Annotated in this window: 14 protein-coding genes; 4 read left to right on the forward strand and 10 right to left on the reverse strand. The window is 50.8% G+C overall.

Translation table 11 applies throughout. The features are described from left to right. Positions 1-121 precede the first annotated feature (121 nt). Genes H8L32_RS06950 through H8L32_RS06965 form a run of 4 tightly spaced genes read left to right on the forward strand, consistent with a single transcriptional unit; the run spans position 122 to position 5142 of the window. Positions 122-1699, forward strand: coding sequence for a sugar ABC transporter ATP-binding protein (locus H8L32_RS06950; RefSeq protein ID WP_186946448.1), 1578 nt, complete (start codon positions 122-124; stop codon positions 1697-1699). After that, positions 1696-2715, forward strand: coding sequence for an ABC transporter permease (locus tag H8L32_RS06955; RefSeq protein ID WP_186946449.1), 1020 nt, complete (start codon positions 1696-1698; stop codon positions 2713-2715). The genes H8L32_RS06950 and H8L32_RS06955 overlap by 4 nt, the downstream gene beginning before the upstream one ends. After that, positions 2712-3728, forward strand: coding sequence for an ABC transporter permease (locus tag H8L32_RS06960; protein ID WP_329605158.1), 1017 nt, complete (start codon positions 2712-2714; stop codon positions 3726-3728). The genes H8L32_RS06955 and H8L32_RS06960 overlap by 4 nt, the downstream gene beginning before the upstream one ends. A 25-nt stretch (positions 3729-3753) precedes the next feature. Continuing rightward, entirely contained in the window at positions 3754-5142 is a 1389-nt protein-coding gene (locus H8L32_RS06965) for an FGGY-family carbohydrate kinase (RefSeq protein WP_186946450.1), read from the forward strand. Positions 5143-5218: 76 nt separating this feature from the next. Here H8L32_RS06965 and H8L32_RS27555 read toward each other — a convergent pair whose 3' ends face one another. From H8L32_RS27555 to H8L32_RS07015, 10 genes are all read right to left on the reverse strand, one after another. Further along, positions 5219-7198, reverse strand: coding sequence for a family 43 glycosylhydrolase (locus H8L32_RS27555; RefSeq protein WP_222619259.1), 1980 nt, complete (start codon positions 7196-7198; stop codon positions 5219-5221). Between the two features lie 135 nt (positions 7199-7333). Next, a complete protein-coding gene (locus H8L32_RS06975) occupies positions 7334-10504 on the reverse strand; it encodes a TonB-dependent receptor (protein WP_329605159.1) in 3171 nt (1056 codons plus the stop codon). 406 nt (positions 10505-10910) lie between these two features. Next, positions 10911-11858: a LysR substrate-binding domain-containing protein gene (locus H8L32_RS06980; protein WP_186946452.1), complete on the reverse strand. Its 948-nt coding sequence runs from the start codon at positions 11856-11858 to the stop codon at positions 10911-10913. Positions 11859-11889: 31 nt separating this feature from the next. After that, positions 11890-12696 (reverse strand): SDR family oxidoreductase, encoded by an 807-nt coding sequence (locus H8L32_RS06985; protein WP_186946453.1) that lies wholly within the window; start codon positions 12694-12696, stop codon positions 11890-11892. Continuing rightward, entirely contained in the window at positions 12693-13712 is a 1020-nt protein-coding gene (araH, locus tag H8L32_RS06990; protein ID WP_186946454.1) for an L-arabinose ABC transporter permease AraH, read from the reverse strand. The genes H8L32_RS06985 and araH overlap by 4 nt, the downstream gene beginning before the upstream one ends. Positions 13713-13730: 18 nt before the next feature. Beyond that, positions 13731-15248 (reverse strand): L-arabinose ABC transporter ATP-binding protein AraG, encoded by a 1518-nt coding sequence (gene araG / locus H8L32_RS06995; RefSeq protein WP_186946455.1) that lies wholly within the window; start codon positions 15246-15248, stop codon positions 13731-13733. Positions 15249-15261: 13 nt separating this feature from the next. Beyond that, on the reverse strand, positions 15262-16272 hold the full coding sequence (locus H8L32_RS07000) for an arabinose ABC transporter substrate-binding protein (protein WP_186946456.1): 1011 nt from the start codon (positions 16270-16272) through the stop codon (positions 15262-15264). 2 nt (positions 16273-16274) lie between these two features. After that, positions 16275-17312: an SMP-30/gluconolactonase/LRE family protein gene (locus tag H8L32_RS07005; RefSeq protein ID WP_186946457.1), complete on the reverse strand. Its 1038-nt coding sequence runs from the start codon at positions 17310-17312 to the stop codon at positions 16275-16277. Positions 17313-17536: 224 nt separating this feature from the next. Beyond that, complete coding sequence (locus H8L32_RS07010; protein WP_186946458.1) at positions 17537-18193, reverse strand: 2-dehydro-3-deoxy-6-phosphogalactonate aldolase; 657 nt, start codon at positions 18191-18193, stop codon at positions 17537-17539. Positions 18194-18235: 42 nt separating this feature from the next. Then, positions 18236-19249, reverse strand: coding sequence for a 2-dehydro-3-deoxygalactonokinase (locus H8L32_RS07015; RefSeq protein ID WP_186946459.1), 1014 nt, complete (start codon positions 19247-19249; stop codon positions 18236-18238). Between the last annotated feature and the right edge of the window lie 6 nt (positions 19250-19255).

Below are 19255 nucleotides of genomic sequence, written 5' to 3' on the forward strand. Positions count from 1 at the left end.
TGACCTGAGCGCCTGTCGCCTGGTCATCTGCAAACAGAAAATCAGTTGTCTGTCACAGATTCAATTCTTGCGTGCAGACAGGCAGACGGCTGAATTTTCCTATCCATCATCTCCTTGCCTTATGTTAATGACGAACGAGCACAATCCGTTTCCTATCGCGCCCGACGGTTCGCTGGCCCCGCCTATCCTGACGCTGAAGGGTATTTGCAAACGCTTCCAGGGCATCGTTGCATTACATGAAGTTGCTCTGAATGTCCGGGCTGGCGAAGTCATGGCCTTGATAGGTGAAAACGGGGCAGGCAAATCTACAATGGTAAAAACCCTGACCGGCATTTACCAGCCGGACAGCGGCAGTATGCATATTGCTGGTAAAGAAGTCCGGTTTGCCACGCCACAGCAGGCCATGCTGGCCGGTGTCACCGCTGTACACCAGGAAACTGTCATGTTTGACGAACTGACGGTGGCTGAAAATATTTTTATAGGCCGGCAGCCCATGCACGGCTTTCCCGCACGTGTGAACTGGCCATTGATGGAAGCGCAGGCAGAACGCCTGTTTACCCGTCTGGAAGTTTCATTGCCAGTGCGGGCCAAGGTCAAAGACCTGAGCGTGGCACAGCGCCACTTTGTAGAAATTGCACGTGCCCTGTCACAAGATGCGCGCGTGGTCATCATGGATGAGCCAACGGCATCCCTGTCACAACGGGAAATACAGGAACTGTATCGCATCATCAGGCAGTTGCGTGCAGCGGGCACAGCCGTCATTTTCATCTCGCACAAGTTTGATGAAATTTATGCCGTGGCAGACCGCTACACAGTATTGCGCGATGGCCATTTTGTCGCCGAAGGTGCATTGGCCGACATTTCCGAACCGGATCTGGTATCCCTGATGGTGGGACGTTCCATCCATCAGACCTTCCCCAAACAGGAAGTGGCGATAGGCGAAACCCTGCTGGAAGTGAAAGATTTTTGCCACCCTACCGAATTCGACAATATCAATTTCTCCCTGCGTCAGGGTGAAATACTGGGATTCTATGGCTTGGTTGGTGCCGGTCGTTCAGAAGTCATGCAAGCCCTGTTCGGGCTCAGCAGCAATGTGCGCGGCAGTGTCAGCCTGGCTGGCAAAATCCTGGACATCAAATCTGCCAAAGATGCCATCGCCCATGGCATAGCCTATGTGCCGGAAGACCGGCAACACCAGGGCGGCCATCTGACCATGTCGGTGCAACAGAACATCACCCTGCCCATACTGGACAGAATCGGATTCTTGCTGGGAACACGTCGCAATGAAGAAACTGCAATTTCCAGGCATTACAGTGAACAGCTGGAATTGAAAGCCAGTCATCTGACGCAAATGATTGCCGAACTGTCGGGCGGCAACCAGCAGAAAGTTGTGCTTGGCAAGTGGCTGGCGACCAAACCCAAGGTCATCATTCTGGATGAACCAACCAAGGGCATAGATATCGGCTCCAAAGCTGCCGTGCATCGCTTCATCAGTGAACTGGTGTCGACCGGCCTGTCAGTGATTCTGGTGTCATCCGAATTACCTGAAGTACTGGGCATGTCTGACCGCGTCATCGTCATGCATCAGGGACATATCAAAAAAGTATTTGACAGAGCCCATGCCACGCCAGAGAGCGTCGTCGCAGCAGCATCTGGCAGCGACTCATTAGCAGTGGAAATGGCAGAGGAAATAGCATGAACCGTTTGAAGTATTTGCTGAAGTACCTGCAGCAAAGGGAAGTATTACTGGGATTGATGATCGTCTTGCTGATCGGTCTGGTTGGCGTACGTGCGCCTATCTTCCTTGGCATGTCCAGTCTGTCCAATCTGCTGACTGACAGCACCCTGCTGGTCATGCTGGCAGTGACCCAGATGTTTGTCATCATCACACGTGGTATTGATTTGTCTGTTGCTTCCAATCTGGCGCTGTCAGGCATGATGTCGGCCCTGCTGGCATCCAAATTCCCGGATCTGCCGCTGTTGCTGATTGTATTGGTGGCCATGGCCATAGGCCTGGGTCTGGGCCTGATCAATGGCTACCTGATCGGTTACCTGAGCTTGCCGCCTATCGTTGTCACACTGGGCACCATGAGCGTTTACCGCGGCCTGGTCTTTGTATTGTCCGGTGGCGCCTGGGTATCGTCACATCAGATGCCTGCCGCCTTCATTGCCTTCCCGCTCAGCCAGTTACTGGGAATTACGCATTTGGTCTGGATTGCTGCCATTGTGGTTATCCTGATGTGGTATCTGGCCCGTTATACCCATTTTGGCAGGGATTTGTATGCCATTGGCAATCAGCCCACGGCCGCTAACTATATTGGCATCCCTACCCCACGCCGCCTGTTCTGGACATATGGATTGTCGGGCCTGATGGCTGGTTTGTGTGGTTACCTGTGGGTGGCGCGTTATGCCGTGGCCTATACGGAAATTGCCTATGGTTTCGAATTCACCGTGATCGCAGCCTGCGTCATTGGCGGCATCAATATTGCCGGTGGTGCCGGCACGGTATCCGGAGCAGTTTTAGGTTCTTTGTTTTTGGCTGTCATCAACAATGCGCTGCCAGTCGTTAAAATTTCCCCATTCTGGCAAAGTGCATTGACGGGCGTGGTTATTCTGACTGCCGTCATGATCAATGCACGCAGCAATAAAAAAGGCAGCCGTCAAATTTTGCCTTTGCAACTGCTGCAGAAAAATGCCATCAGGAGTAGTACGTGAACACGACCACCATGACATCACCAACCAACAGCTCCCGCTATACCATACGCGACAAGGAAGAATTCCAGTTCAAAAAATTCTTCTCCCATTGGGAAACCTTGCTGGCGTTGCTGTTTGTCGCAGCATTCATCATCAATAGCCTGCTGCTGCCGAATTTTTTTGACTTGCATAACCTGGCAGATGGCACCTTCAACTTCAGTGAAAAGGCGCTGATTGCCCTGCCCATGGCCTTGCTGATTATCTGTCGCGAGATTGATATTTCAGTTTCCGGCATCCTGGCGCTTTGCTCTGTAGCCATGGGTCTTGCCAATTCACATGGTTTACCAGCGTATAGCCTGCTGTTTATTGCCGTTTTTACAGGAGCAGCCTGCGGCAGTCTGAACGGCTTGCTGGTCACACGTTTTGCCCTGCCATCCATCGTGGTGACCATAGGCAGCGTGTCCCTGTTTCGCGGGTTGGCCAGTGTGGTGCTGGGTGACCAGGCATTCACGGCTTATCCACAATTGTTGATTGATTGGGGCCAGGGTTACTTTTTTGATTTCATCCCCAGGCAGTTCATCATCTTGCTGTTCTTTGTCGTCGTGTTTGCCATCATTCTGCATGCGACAAGCTGGGGGCGCAGGATTTATGCCATAGGCAATAATCCGGTTGCAGCCAGGTTTTCAGGCGTATCAGTAGACAAATACCGTTTCATGTTGTTTACGCTGACAGGTGCCATGGCCGGACTGGCCGCCTTTTTGTTGACCGGACGCATAGGCAGCACACGCCCGAATATTGCCACAGGCTGGGAACTGGAAATCATTACCATGGTTATCCTGGGTGGTGTCAGTATCGCAGGCGGAGCCGGTACCATAGTCGGCGTGTTCCTGGCTGTACTGACACTCGGCGTAGTCAATTACGGTATGGCATTGGCGAATATACCCGGCATCATCATGACTATTGTGGTCGGCATTTTGCTGTTGATTACCATCGCCCTGCCACGCTTGTTGAATCGTAAAAAACAAAGAAAATAATATGCAAGGCAGTAAAACAGAATCCATGAAAACACTGCAAACGAACGCCAGTATCGTATTGGACATAGGCAAAACCAATGTAAAACTCAGCTTACTGGATGCGCAGGCAAATACTTTGGCTGCGCAGCGTTGCCCCAACAATATCGTTCAGGATGGTATCTACCCGCATCATGATACTGACAGAATCTGGGCGTGGATGTTGCGTGTTTTTAGTGAGTTTTCGCGTATTGCCACAGTGACCGCGATTATACCCGTGACCCATGGTGCGACTGCTGCACTGGTCAATGATAAGGGTCTGGTATTGCCTGTTCTGGATTATGAGTCTGACTTGCCGGAACAGGAAAACAGCAAATACCGTCCATTGCGCCCGCCTTACCAGCAAAGCTATTCCCCCGATTTGCCGGCCGGACTAAACCTGGGTCGCCAACTGGCCTGGCTGGAAAGTACTTACCCCTCTGATTTTGCACGTGCATCACATATCCTGATGTATCCGCAGTATTGGGCCTGGCGCCTGTCCGGCATTGCTGCGACGGAAGTCAGTTCTCTGGGCTGCCATACTGATCTGTGGGATACGAACCGGCAGCAATATTCGTCCCTTACAGAACAAAAGGCTTGGACACCGCTATTCCCGCCCATGCAAAAAGCCTGGTCCAGGCTGGGAAAAATACGCCCGACATTGGCAATGGAAACCGGCCTGCCTGAAACCTGCCAGATAGTATGCGGCATCCATGACAGCAATGCCTCCCTGCTACGCCATCTGCACAATGCGGGCACGAATACAAAATGCACAGTGCTGTCCACCGGCACCTGGATGATTGCAGCAGCCCTGGGGGCGTCGCAAGCTTGCCTGGATGAAGATGCCGACATGCTGGCCAACACCAATGTACTGGGTGAAGCCGTTTCCTGTATGCGATTTATGGGCGGGCGAGAATTTGCCACGCTTGCAGGCCAGGAACCGGTAAGCTGTACGCTATCCGATATTGACAAACTGATTAAACAGGGAAGCTTTGCGCTGCCCTGTTTCGCCGAATCAGGCGGTCCGTTTTCCGGGCAACTTGCCAGGATAGAAGGCCAGGCACCAGACAATATGCAGGAAAGATATGCGCTTGCCACCTTGTATTGCGTGCTGATGACGGACTATTGCCTCAACAAGCTGGGTTCAGTGGGCGATATCATCGTCGAAGGAAGTTTTACCAATAACCCCTACTTCGCCTCTTTGCTCGCAAGTCTGCGACCACAGCAAAGCATCAAGCTGTCAAATGATACCAGCGGCACGACATATGGCGCCTGGATGTTGCATCACTGGGAACACTTGCCAAGGATGAGCGAGTCTTCGGTAGCGGTTGCCAAACTGGAGCCGGCAGCCTGGGCAGCGTATAAAGACCAGTGGCTGGATTTGGTGGCGTCCAGATAAACATTAAGACTGCGGACATAAACTGCAATAGCAGAACTGAATGGGAGCAACAAGTCGCTCCCATTTTATTCACTGATTACTCTGCCGGTAAACGCACATAAGCCGGTGCATCACGATCAGCCCGCAAGCCCTGCTCCGTATGCAATAATTCAACCACCTGCAAGGAACTACGCCTTTGTTCCCTGCCATCTTTTTTCTGGTCCGGGCCACGCTTGCCAGGATGAGTAAAGTAAAATAAAAATGCCCTGTCACCGTTGACAACGACATCTGGATGTCCGCCGATTACTTCATCGTCCTCACCATGTCCCGGTACCTCAAGCAGATTGCCCACCTGACGTTTCCAGTTTAGCAGGTCATCAGAGCGATATACAGCCAGACCACGCCATACATCAGTAATCATCCACCACTGATCTTTCCAGCGAAAGACTTTTGGGCCTTCGCCACCCTGATCGCCAACAGCTTTGCCTTTGTTTGTCCAGTTTTCCAGATCCGGGCTATCAGCATAGTAAATCGATTTTTTATCGACTTCGTTGTTGTACCACATGCGATATCCGCCCTGCGGCAAACGCAACACGGTGGCATCGATCACACGTTCAGACGCCAGTTGCAAAACCCTGGCATTACGCCAGTGCCGCAGATCCTGGCTGGTCAAATGTACCATGTAACGAGGATGTTTCCAGTCTTCAAAAATGCCAGGCACCACCGTCAGATACATGTGGTAGCTACCATCATTCGCACGGATAATGTCCGGTGCCCAATGGGTAGCTTCTGCCCCGCCCATTTGCGCTGGCAATTCTATATCGGCTTCGCCAATGTAATGCCAGTTCGCTCCTTCGTCATCCGATTCGGCAATGCCTATGCGTGTGCCGTGTACCCAGGTGACGCCGCGTGCCTCGCTAGCATTGGCGCGGCGATTGGTATAAAACATCCACCATTTCCCCAGTTTGGCATTGCGTACCAGAACAGGATCGGCAGCACCATCCATCACCGGGTCACGAAACAGGGGTTTGGCTGCCTGCTTTCCCAGGTTGATGGTAGGCGCACCAGGTGCACCGAAATCAGGAGTACCATCTGCACGCCAGTAAAATACCTGGGCCCGGGTGTGGCGGTTAGGGTCATATAAGGAATCGCCCTTGATTTCGCGATAATCACGGGCGTGGTATACCAATACGTCCGTTTTACCATCGGCGGTGGTCGTGAATGAATTATGTCCAGGCCCATACTGGGCATTTGTTGCACTCGTCTTGAATACCGGCTGGGCAAACTTTTGCCACACCCTGGAATCAAGCAAATCAGCATCTGCGGGTGCAGTCAATAAACCCATGCTGTAATTTTCATCCGTCGCACTGGCGGAATAGGTAATGAATACGCGGCCATTCCTGATCAATACGGCAGGCGCTTCGTTGACTTCATACTTAATTTTTTCCCAGCTGTAGTCAGGACGGGACAGCAAGGCGACCGGCCCGGTAATGGACAAGGGCGTATCCATTTTCGCCAGATAAATATTGGTATTCTTTTTGTCTGGTGCAGGGTCACGCTGGGTCCACACCAGATATCGCTGCCCGGCAAGCGCAAAGGTGGTCGCATCCAGTGAGAAGGATTCTCTACCCGTCTTTAGCTGACCACGCTCTATCCATTCCCCTTCCAGCGGATTGGCGGAAGCGTTCTCCAGCACATACAAACGAATGTCCCAAATGGCATCTGCCCTGCCGGCCGTAAAATACACATACCATTTACCCTGGATGAAATGCAACTCAGGTGCCCAGATATGATGACTCATGGGACCGTTTGTATGTTTGCGCCAGATCACTTTGGCATCTGCCGTACTAATTTCATTGATACTGGGTGCCCGTCGTAATTCGATGCGATCATATTCTGGCACGGTAGCGGTGAAATAATAGTAGCCATCCGTATGCAAAAACATTTGCGGATCTGCCCGATTTTTCACAAGTGGATTATTGAAAAGCGGTTGCGCTGCCAGCGAGGCACAGACAGACATCATGATCACGCATAGCAGTGAAAAAATGCTTATTCGATGTTTAAAAAATGTGGTCATGAGATAAGTAAAAGAGAAGCGAATATACAGTTCGGAATATGCAGTTCGTTTTAATTTTTCATGATGAAAAAAAACCAGCCATCTGGTCAAGAATGGCTGGTATGAACTACTGCGCTTTCCAAAACGCCCTACAAATTAATTCTTGATCGATACACCAACAAAGTAACGACGGCCAGACCATGCCAGTTCATTTGGACGAGAAATGTCACCAGCATCAGTGATGTTCGCCTGATCAGTCAGGTTTTTACCTTCAAAAGAGAAAGTGACGAAGTTATTGTAGCGATACTGAAATTTCGCATCCAGATAACCGGTTTTCTCGATAAAGTTAGGATTGCCAGAAACGTCATTGGTACCTGTGTAATAACGGTCACGATAGTGATAGGCAAGACGTGCATTGAACTTGTCCTTGTCGTACCACAAGCCCAGATTGTATGCATTCTTGGACAAACCGGCGTAAGGCAGGATCGAGTTATCCAGTGGATTCAAACGTTCTGTACCTGGTGCATATGTGAAAGTCATGCGGGTATAGTTGGCGTCAACACCAAAACCACTGAGGAAACCTGGCAAGAAAGTCAATGCTGTTCTGCCTGCCAGTTCAACACCACGTGTCACAGCACCTGGATAGTTGATTGGCATTTTGACGTCCCACAAGGTACCGTCTTTGAACAGATCCACATTTTTTACGTTGGTCGATACGCTGTTACCGACCGTGATGTTTTTACGGAACAGGGCAAGACTGAGCTGGCTGTCAGCATTTGGATAATATTCCAGGCTCAGATCGGTATTGGTTGCCTGGAACGGTTTCAAAGACGGATTACCGGCCGTGCAATCATCCGTGCCATCGCCACCAAACTGCGCTGCGCCACTATTTTTGGTACAGGTCGCATTCGGGACGATATCCAGAATTCTAGGACGCGCCATGACTTTGCCCCAGCCCACACGCACCAGGAACTGATTTGGTATCAGCCATGCACCAGCATTAAAGCTAGGCAATACATTTGAATAGGTATTGTCGATGCTGGTGATGGAATTTGACAGAATGACTGTATTGAACGTGGTAGAACCAGGTGTTTTTTCCACATTGATCTGTTGCTTGAACAAACCCTGGGAAACGTCACGTGTTTGCGTATAACGGACACCGATGTTACCGAAGATATCCTTGCCAAACAATTCAGTGTCAAAGTCTGCACGCAAGTACGTAGATTTAACTTTCTCATCAACGACATAGGCAGGAATCTGCGCATACATTTTTCCATCGCTACCTGGTGCGTTATACAGGTAATCGTGATTGAAATGCGTCAAATCGAAAATGGAAGCAACGTTTGCAAAAGACGGTGCCACCCAATTGGCAGGCACGTTACTGATACCACTATAGCCCTTGAAGAAAGTGCCTGGCGAAGTCGAGAACACAGATTGCGCCAATGCAGCCATTGCAGAGCTATTGATCGACTTGGTCCAGGCATTTGCATCAGCCAGATTTGTCGGACCTACTGTGGCACGCACTACATTGGTCGTATTCAGTGGATCATAGTTATAAGTCTGATTGATGTTTGCTGTTTGCACATACACGTCATCTGCTGTACTAACCAGATCATTACCCGCGCTGGCAAGATAACCGCCGCCATTATACTGGCTGGATTTTGCCTGCTGTGCCTGCACACCAAACCAGATGCGTGACAGGAAATCCGTGTTCAGCTTATATTTGAAATCAAGCTTGAGCTGGTCTTCCTTATTGATTGTTTCTGAAGGACGATACTGCAACTGGGCAGCAACATAAGAATTAGGATTTGACGGATTGTAGCCGGATGGGAATGTAAAATGCGGCTGCCCGGAAGCATCGAGATTGACTTGCAATCCTGGCGCATTCTGCGTCAATATCAGATTATTCGAATCACTGCTGTACGTGGACTTGGCAGAAGAAATCAAGCCATCCACATCCAGTTTTTCACCTTTATAGTTGAAACCGGCTGTCGTGTATTTAGAATCAATCTTCAATGCAAAATCACGCAAGGATGTACTGAAGCCTGCCTGCCCACCATTTGGTGAAGCCGCAGTACCTGGCACCAGGCAGTTACCCAACACATACTGAGTAACGATATGATTGTCCACGATCATGCCAGCCGGCGTGGTCGTTGTCGAAACCGGTGTGCATGAACCGCCTGTTGGGACGGCAGTAGTTGCATTATAGGTAGGCAAAGTACCTGTGCTGGACAAGCGCGTTACTGCACTGAAGTCGGTGCCGTAATTGTAGTCACGCAATCTTTGATTCTGGACGTTGGTCTGATAACTTGCCCATGCATTCAGGCGATCAGTGAATTTGTATTGCGCTGTCAACTCGGCTGATGTTCTTTCATGATCACGTTCCCAGATACCGTAACGGGCAATCTGTGGTGAATAATCATTCCATTGCGACACGCAGCTAGCCTGCAGCGCTGTTGTCGCTGCTGCTGCAGTTTGCGTCGCATTCGCCGGTGCGCTCAGATTGGAGCAATTCGCTTTGGTAGTTACGCCTGCCAGTACCGGGTCTATGCTGGGAACAGTTTTATCAGCAGAAAAATCCCAGTCACGGAAATAACGCCATGAAGTATTTCGCGAGAAGTCACCGCGGGTTAATACCTTGTCGTAAATGATGTTCGCCATCAGGCCAAGACGGCCATCCAGAAATTTGTCGGTGATGAAAAAGTTGGCGCGTGGTTGTACACCACCGCGTTGCGGTGCCTGTTCACCAGCGATACTGCCAACGATAGTCATTTTCTTGAAATCGAGTGGCTTGCGCGTGGTGATTTGCACCGAACCGCCAATACCGCCTTCAGTCATATTGGCGGTCACGCCTTTGATGACGTCAATCGAAGAAATCAGTTCTGCAGGTAATTCACGCAGATCGGCGCCACGACCAGCTCCGCCAGTCGTACTCAATACGGATACGCCATTGATTTCGATGCGATTCAGATCCGGTTCAACACCACGGATGGAAACGCTGGTACCTTCACCAAAAGAACGTTCGAGTTGTACGCCTGTAACACGTGACAATGCCTCACCGACGTTTTTATCAGGAAACTGACCAATGTCTTCAGCAACGATGGAATCAGCGACAGTGTCTGCACGCAGTTTTCTGTCAATGGCTGAAGCGACCGATTTACGCGTTCCAGAAACAACGACAACCTGATCTGCCTGCTCTTTTGTTTCAGCGGGCTTTTTTGTGTCTTGTGCCATACCTGAATTGGCGGCCATGACGGACAGTACAGCCAATGCTGTACCTTTAAGTTTGGGATTGAAAAATACTTTCTTGCTGCGATTAGTTAACACAATGTTCTCCTCCGGTTGTCGGCCATCTACTGGCTGTGTTATTGGCTGTGTTCCGACCATCGATTTTGGTCTGTCATTAAAACAAGCACATTCAACGAAAATGATTCTAAGTGATGATTAATTCCAATTACGAACCTGAAAAAAAGAATCAAGAAAGTGATTGGTTTTTAAGCAGAAAATTGATCGTTTCAGACGAGAAAATATAGAAATAACCAAATACGTTTTTTGATTTTTCATGCATTTTCATGCGCTGCAACATGCTTTATTGAAAATAAAAAAAGATGCTGAGGCGAAGATAAATTTGCTTATTTTTTCATCACATCGCTCGCAAAACTATACCCAGCTTAGTTTCCGCGTAGAAAGCGACGAGGGAGATGTTGCGTCTTGAGTGAAGCGCTGAGGAAAATTATTTATTCGCGCGTTGCAGCGCCAACTCGCGCAAAACATCGAGCATGGCTTGCGCACCTGGCGAAAGACGATGTTGCTTTCTGGTGACAATTCCATAGGCATCCATGCGCAATCCAAGATCATATGGGAGCACAGTGAGCAGATTTGAATCAAGATAAGTCTTGATCAGGTCTTCTGGCAAGGCGACGATCATGTCGCTTGCCAACAGCAGGCTGGTGATCACAGGCAGCGACAGGGTTTCAACAGTTTCTGTCGGCTGATCAAGCCCATGAGATAAAAATAAAGCAGTCAGACGATCACGCAAAATACTGCCTCCGGGAGGCAGTATCCAGGCTTCCTGCGCCAGGTCTTCCAGTGTTAATTTTTTGCGTTGTGCGAGCGGATGATTGCCGCGTGCAATCAGACTATGCGGTTCATCGGTCAACGGTTCAAAATTCAATTCCGCAGCGGATTCTGTGTCCAGGATGCGTCCTATGACCATATCCAGTTCACCGGCGCGCAGACGTTGTATCAGTATCTTGCTGGTATCAACCTGTATCGCCACATGCAAACGCGCATGACGTGATTTGAGCAAGGTTACCGCTTGTGGAATCAGGTTGGTAGATGGCGTCATCACGGCGCCAATCGATACGCAACCACTTAAACCAGAGAGCAGCTCCATGACTTCCTGATGTGCCGCATCCATTTCTGCCAATGCGGCACCAGCACGCCGTATCATGATCTCGCCATACCAGGTGGGTGCTATACCCCGTGGCAAGCGTTCAAACAATTGCACACCCAGCGCATATTCAAGCTCGGTCAACAATTTTGATGCTGCAGGCTGGGTCAGATGTGCGGCTTCAGCTGCATGAAAAATGGAACCATGCCGACCCAGTTCGACCAGCAACACCAGGTGTCGTGTTTTTAAATGTGTACGAACAAAACGATCAGGGCTGGAGTTGCTCATGGCATCAGCAATATGGAATAGTGGTCAGGTGTTAATCATGGTATAGCTGTGATCGGCCTCCATCAATCAAGATGTCGGTGGCATTAATAAAACGTGCTTCATCACTGGCAAGGAATACCGCAGTATAGGCGACTTCTTGCGGCTCACCTATACGGCGGCATGGCAAAATATCAGCCTGCCGTTGTTGTTCTGCCACGGGGTCAGGGCAACTGGCAAACCAGGACTGGATTGCCTCGGTCATGATCAGCCCGGGTGAAATCGAATTCACACGTATGCCACGTGCGGCATATTCTATGCCCAGTGAGCGTGTCAGCCCTATCAATGCATGTTTGGCTACCGGATAAGGAAAGCAGCCAGGTATGATTTTATGACCGTGTACCGATGCAATATTGATGATACTGCCTGCACCCTGTGTCAGCATGGCTGGCAGAACAGCGCGGGTAGTATTCCAAGCACCTTCAAGATCGACAGAAAAACAACGTTGCCACTCTTCGTCACTCATTTGCAAAGGGTCGGCAAACACATTCATACCGGCATTGTTGACCAGTACATCCACTTTCCCGAACCTTGCCAGGGTCTGCTCCACCACGGACCGCATTGCTGCCGCATCGGCTACGTCACCCTGAATGAAAAAGCAGCTTTCACTTCCGAGTTCTGCGATGATGCGCGTCGCTGTTTCATCATGTTTGTGGCTATTCAGAACAACCCGCGCACCCTGCTGCAAGAACAAACGTGCAATCGCAGCACCTATGCCCAGCGTGGATCCCGTCACTATGGCGACTTTACCCTGCAACCTGCCAGTTACAGAAGCTTGCACTTGTAAAGATTGATCAGTCATGATTTGCGTGTTGCATGGCTTTTCAATTGATCCAGCAGCACGGCAGCCAGCAAGATAAAACCACGCATCAGGTATTGGTAAAAAGCATCAACGTCCAGCAGGTTCATGACGTTTTCCACTGTTCCCATGATCAAGACACCAACCAGCACACCAGATATTCTAGCCTTGCCACCTTGCAGGGATACGCCACCAAGCACGCAGGCAGAAATGACATCCAGTTCAAAGCCTTGTGCAGAATTTGGCTGACCACTCGTGATGCGCGAAGCCAGGATCAAGCCAGCCAATGCAGTCACCAATCCTTGCAAAAGGAAGATCCATATGCGCAAACGTTCTACCCGTATCCCCGCCAGGCGTGCCGCATCCGGATTGCCACCTATCGCCAATGTATTACGACCAAAAACCGTATGATTCAGCAACACCCCAAATACCAGAAAACAAGCCGCCACTACCAGTACAGGATAAGGCAGGCCAAACAAACGTCCATCACCAAAACTGATGAAGGTCTCATTTGAAATACCCACTGCCTGCCCTTTGGACACGATAAAAGCAAGACCGCGCACCATCAGCATGGTGGCCAGTGTCGCAATCAGGGCATTCACGCGCAAATACGCAATCAACACGCCATTCCCGGCACCAATCAGGGCGCCGGCCAGCAAGCCACCGCCGACTGCCAGCGTGATGCTTTGTGTACGTTCCAGGATAATCGCGCCCAATACACCAGAAAATGCAATGGTGGATCCGACCGACAAATCAAAGTCGCGCGATGCCAGGCACATCATCATGGTGCAGGCCACCATACCGATTTGCGCGACCGAAAGCATCAGCCCGACTATATTGGTAGTCGAGAAAAAATTCTCTACCGTGAATGACAACACCACGAAGAGTAAGGCGTACGCCAGAGGCATGCTCTGTTCCTGTAACCAGTGTTGAGTAGTTTTCATACCTGTACTTTGCTTGAGTGTTGGCTGCTTAACTGCTGATTCATCATCTGCCTGTGCGGGACTAAGGGAAGACATGGAAGATTCCTGTAAAAATTATGTGGTTTGCATATCCGGCAAAGCCAGACCAAGCACTGCTGTTTCGTTTGCCTGCGCACGTTCAAGCTGACCGCTGATCTGTCCTTCGCGCATGACGATGATGCGATCACAGATGCCCAAGACTTCAGGCAATTCGCTGGATACGACAATGACACAGCAGCCGCGCTCTGCGACTTCATGAATGATGCGATAGATTTCGTTTTTTGCACCGACATCAATGCCACGTGTGGGTTCATCCAGTATCAATACTTTCATGCCTGGTTCAGCCAACCAGCGTGCCAGAATGACTTTTTGCTGATTACCACCAGACAGCAAACGAATTTCCTGTTCACGGTTCGGGGTTTTGATTTTTAATCTCTGGATAAAGCGATCAGCCAGTTCTGCTTCGCGTTTATGCCTTAAAAACAAACCACCTAATAATCCGTGACGACGACAACTGATGTTGATATTTTCGGCCACCGATGCCTGCGCCAGAATACCCTGCTCTTTGCGGTCTTCCGGGCACAGAACAATACCTGCTTCAATCGCAGCAGCAGGTCCATCATTAGAAACTGCAGTACCATCCAGCACGACACTGGAACCGCCACCACGTTTATCAACGCCATACAAGAGTCGCATCAACTCGCTACGACCGGCACCAACCAGACCAAAAAATCCCAATACCTCGCCACCGCGTACGCTGAAATCCTGGCCAGTGGGAAGTGCATCCCCCTTCAGTTGCCGGACCACCAGTCTTTCAGACTGAATTGCCCGTGGGCGGTAATCATAGATATCGCTGAGTTCCCGCCCGACCATGTCATTGATCAGCACGTCACGCGGCACATCAGCCATGACGGGATGGGTGACGATCTTGCGACCATCACGGAAAATCGTGCAGGCATCACACAGCGCATACAATTCTTCCAGTCTGTGCGATATATAGATAATGGTGCGCCCAGCCGCCCGCAGGTCACGTATCAGCCGGAACAGAATTTCACTTTCACGATACGACAGGCTGCTGGTCGGCTCATCGAAAGCAATGACTTGCGCATCCTGCAACAAGGCTTTGCATATTTCTGCCATCTGGCGCTGGGCAATCGACAGGTCACATAACCTGGCATCCGGATTCAAATCCACACCCATCTGCTGCAAACGCTGGCTAACCATGCGCCGCGCTTCGTTTCTGTTCACGAAGCCCAGCTTTTGAGGAAGACGCCCCAGCAACAGATTTTCTGCTACGGTTAATTCAGGAACATATTGCAGTTCCTGGTGAATGACTGCTATCCCTGCTGCAATGGCATCGCCAGCCGAGGTGAAATGACAGACATTCCCGTTCAACAAAAGGCGACCACCGTCTGGTTTATATTGTCCACCCAGTATTTTCAACAGAGTGGATTTGCCGGCACCATTTTCACCAAGCAGGCCGTGAACAGTACCGGCATGTGCTTCAAAACTGACGCCGTTGAGTGCTTTCACACCCGGGAAGAATTTACAGACCTCTTCAAACTGAAGAGATGGAACCTGAGATGACGACATGGCAGGTAATATCCTAAAGTCCGAATTCGGCGCGGACATCAGCCTGATTGCGACGTGTCATCAATACACCGGTAGTCAGGGTCAAGGCTGCTGGCACCTTGCTCTCGGCAATCCATTTATACATATTGACCGAAGTTTCATAGCCATGGCGCTTGGGGCTGATCAATACTGTGCCATAAAATCCGGTAGGGCTGGGTTTGGCAAATTCATTCAATGCAGTTTTGCTGCCACCTATGCCGATACCTATCACGGCATCATTACGCAGCCCCCTGCCCTCTGCTGCACGGACGGTTCCCAGGACAGCCTCATCATTCATGCCGAACACAACCCAGCGCTTGAATCTGGTTTGCTTGGTCAGCGCAATATTGGCGGCATTGAATGCGCTTTCAGTATCAGTTTTCGCCTGCGCTGCATCGACAATATTTGCCACCGGAAAGCCCGCGGCCTTCAATGCATCCACGGCACCCTGGGTGCGTTCACGTGCGGTCGGCAACTGATCAAAGGCCATGCGCATGGCACCAACCTCAGTCATATTCCAGCCACGTGATTTCATTTCTTCTATCAGTCCCTGGCCAACCTGTTTTCCAATTTCATAGGCAGAAATACCCATATGTGGAATCGATGCAATCGGTTTGCCACTGCCATCGACAAGCTGATCATCTACCGACATCACTTTCAGGTTATTTCTTTTGGCAGCGCGTTCAACTGCCATACCCAGCTTGACATCCGGCGCGCATATCACAAAGCCCTGGGCTTTTTGCGCTGCCAGATTATCGATGGCGGCCATCATTTTTTCACCATTGGCCACACCAATTTTTACCAGAGTGAATCCTTTTTCCTTGGCCGCCTGTTCCGCGTAGCGCCATTCGTCCTGGAACCATGGTTCTTCCGCCTGCTTGACGAGGAAGCCTATTTTTACAGGGTCAGCCGCCTGTGCAGCCGAAACCGCAGCCAGGCCAAGAAAACCTGCAGTCAGGGTCGCACTTATCAGTTGCGAACAGACTTTTTTTATTGCGTTTTTCATTATCATTGTCTCTTTATTGTTTTAGGGACTGGCTGCAATACTGCACCAGCATCGTTGTCATCAAATAAGGTATCGGGAACGGCAAGCGGCTCATCCATCTGCAATAGAAACAGACTACCTGCACCGGGCATGCGCAAGAGTTCTTCGGCACTCATTTCCTGGCGGGCACTTGCCACCATAAGCTGGTCGCCATTGGCACCACCAAAAGCCGGGCAAGTAGGATTTTTGGTAGCGACCGACAGTCTTTGCAAACGACGCCCGTCCGGCGCGTACTGCGTGACACTGCCCGCACCCCACTCGGCATTCCACAGACAGCCACGACTGTCTATCACGGAACCATCCGGATAAGCTCTGTCGTCATCGGGTATGGCAAACAGGCGGATATTATCCACCCTTGCCGATTCAGCGTCATAATCACATTGCTGGATACGGCGCGTCAGGGTATCGGTAAAGTACATGGTCTTACCGTCAAGACTGAAGCAGATACTGTTGGCAATTGCCACTGCCGGCAAAGCCAGGCGACGCAGGCCATATTGCATGGAAAACTGGTAAAAGCTGGCGATGGGACGTTTTTCAGCCGCCTCATTCATGGTGCCAAACACAAAATAACCGCGTCTGTCAGTACGACCATCATTGACGCGTGTACGTGTTTCTGCCGGATCAACTGCCACCAGTGACTGCACAGGTAATTGCAACGCAGTAGTGCTTGTTGCACCTGCGCTTACAGGATTGGCTGATGTCGCCCCAGGATTTTTTGGCGGACTGGTAAAGCACAGCCGCTTCGCCAGGCCGAGCAGCATGCGTCCGGATTGGCAGTGTGCAAACGAACCCAGCCGGTCAGGTAATTTATAGGTAATAACAGACTTGCCTGGCGACCAGGCTTGCAAAGTCGCGGCTTCGATATCGGTCCACCACCAGCTTCCTGTCGCACCATGCCAGCCGAGGCCTTCGCCCAGGGTTGCATGATGAGTCACCGCTTGTTGCAGGCTGGCCTTATCGCTGGCTGATGACTCGGTTTGAAAAAGCGGATTGACTAACATAGACTTCCTGCAAACAGGCCCATCGAACACAAGGGCAATTAAAATCCATCATCCATATCTGGCCAGGCCAGACTTGTCACTAGAGACTGCACGCTAACTTATTTGCCAACTTATGCAATAACTTATGCAATAAGATAGCAAGCGAAGCTATTCCGAACAAATACAATTTTAAGAATTATCTATATCCGATTGGAATAGATATTTTCAAAAAATCAACTACCTGCTTACAAAATTGCATTACCCTGTGATTGCTCTCTGATCGCAGTCACAAATCTGCGTGCCTGCTGCTGTACCGCCGCCGCATCCATACCCGGCTTGTACAGGGCAGAACCTAGGCCAAAGCCACTGACGCCTGCCTGCAGATAAGCTTGCATGTTGTCAGGGGTAATGCCACCAACAGGTAACAAACGCAGAGTGGATGGCAATACCGCCCGCATGGCGCGTACGATAGGTGGCGTGATCAATTCAGCCGGGAAAAGTTTGACCGCATCGGCACCGACATGCAAAGCGGCAAAGGCTTCTGTCAATGTACATACACCAGGCACGCAATACAGCCCCTGCGCCTTGGCTTCGCTGATGACTTGCGTATCGGCATGCGGCATGACAATCAGACGTCCACCCGCATCACGCACCTGCCTTACTGCATCGGTACTCAACACCGTACCGGCACCACACAAGGCGTCCGCAGGCAGGCTGCGACTGAGCAGGCTGATTGATTCAAGCGCAGAAGGTGAGTTCAACGGCACTTCTATGATGCGAAAGCCTGTTTCGTACAAGCCAAGGGCAATGGCCTGCACTTCTTCCGGCCGTATGCCACGCAGAATGGCAACCAGGGGTAAAGCGGCAAATGCCTGATCAAAACTGATAAGGGAAGTTGTCATGTACTGTTTTCCAGAAAAGGTAGATGCAGAGGTGACCAGGGATCACACCAAACGGGCAGAACTTGCCAGGTGCCACAAGCCAGCAGGCGCAGTATTGACCAGCACGGCATCGGGCTTGACACCCAAGTAGGACAAAGCCCGTGCATAGCGAGCACACAGAGACGCTTCACCGATCAGTATGAGGGGAGCATGACCCAGACCATGTATTGAGCGCCATTGCAAGCCTGCCAGTATTTCATTGCCAATCAACAAGCCAGACAAATAATCTGGTAAGCCAGCAGGCGGCATATCGCCCATCAGACCCAGGGTACGCACACTGAACAGTTGATGGCCAAGGCCCTGCCCCAGCATTTTGCGTGCAGCATCCAGGCCCGCTGTAAAGCAAACTTCTTCAGTTTCGGTCTTGCCTGTCGCAGCATCCGATGCTATCGGCATTAATCGTCCCAGCACTGAATGCTGTTTAAGCACGGCAAACAATTCACCTGTCATATGGGTGGCAAAGGCATGTACTTGTCCATCGACGATACTGGCCCATTTGGAATGCGTACCCGGCATGACTATGCATGATTGACTGGCCCAGTCGGACTGCCCTTGCAGGGCACCAACGATTTGCGTTTCTTCGCCGCGCATGACATCAGGTGCCCCACCTTCAGGCCGGTACAACAAGCCGGGCAAAATGTGCAGGCTGTGGGGCGCTGCCAGCAAACTGCCGGTATCAACACGAACAGCATTACGCGCAATATGCTGTGCATCTGCCGGGCAATTCACATAGGGCACTTCTTGCCAGCCATGCTTGCTGCCGACCATGCCACATGCCAGCAAAGGCGCATCAGACCAGGTCGTCAACCAGTCGCCGGCAAGTTCCTGCAAGGTGCGCATATAACCCGCATTCCCGCCCTGTATGACGGAAACGCCGGAGGCCGCTTCACGATTGCCGATGAGCCGTCCATTCTCGCTCATCAAAAAAATCCGCAAGCCTGTACTACCCCAGTCTATACCGATCAGACGTACGTCTTCCTTGCCACTCAAGGGAGCGATGTCCTTGCTGCGTTCCATATTCAG

The sequence above is a fragment of the Undibacterium hunanense genome (assembly GCF_014284335.1).
GTDB lineage: Bacteria > Pseudomonadota > Gammaproteobacteria > Burkholderiales > Burkholderiaceae_D > Undibacterium > Undibacterium hunanense.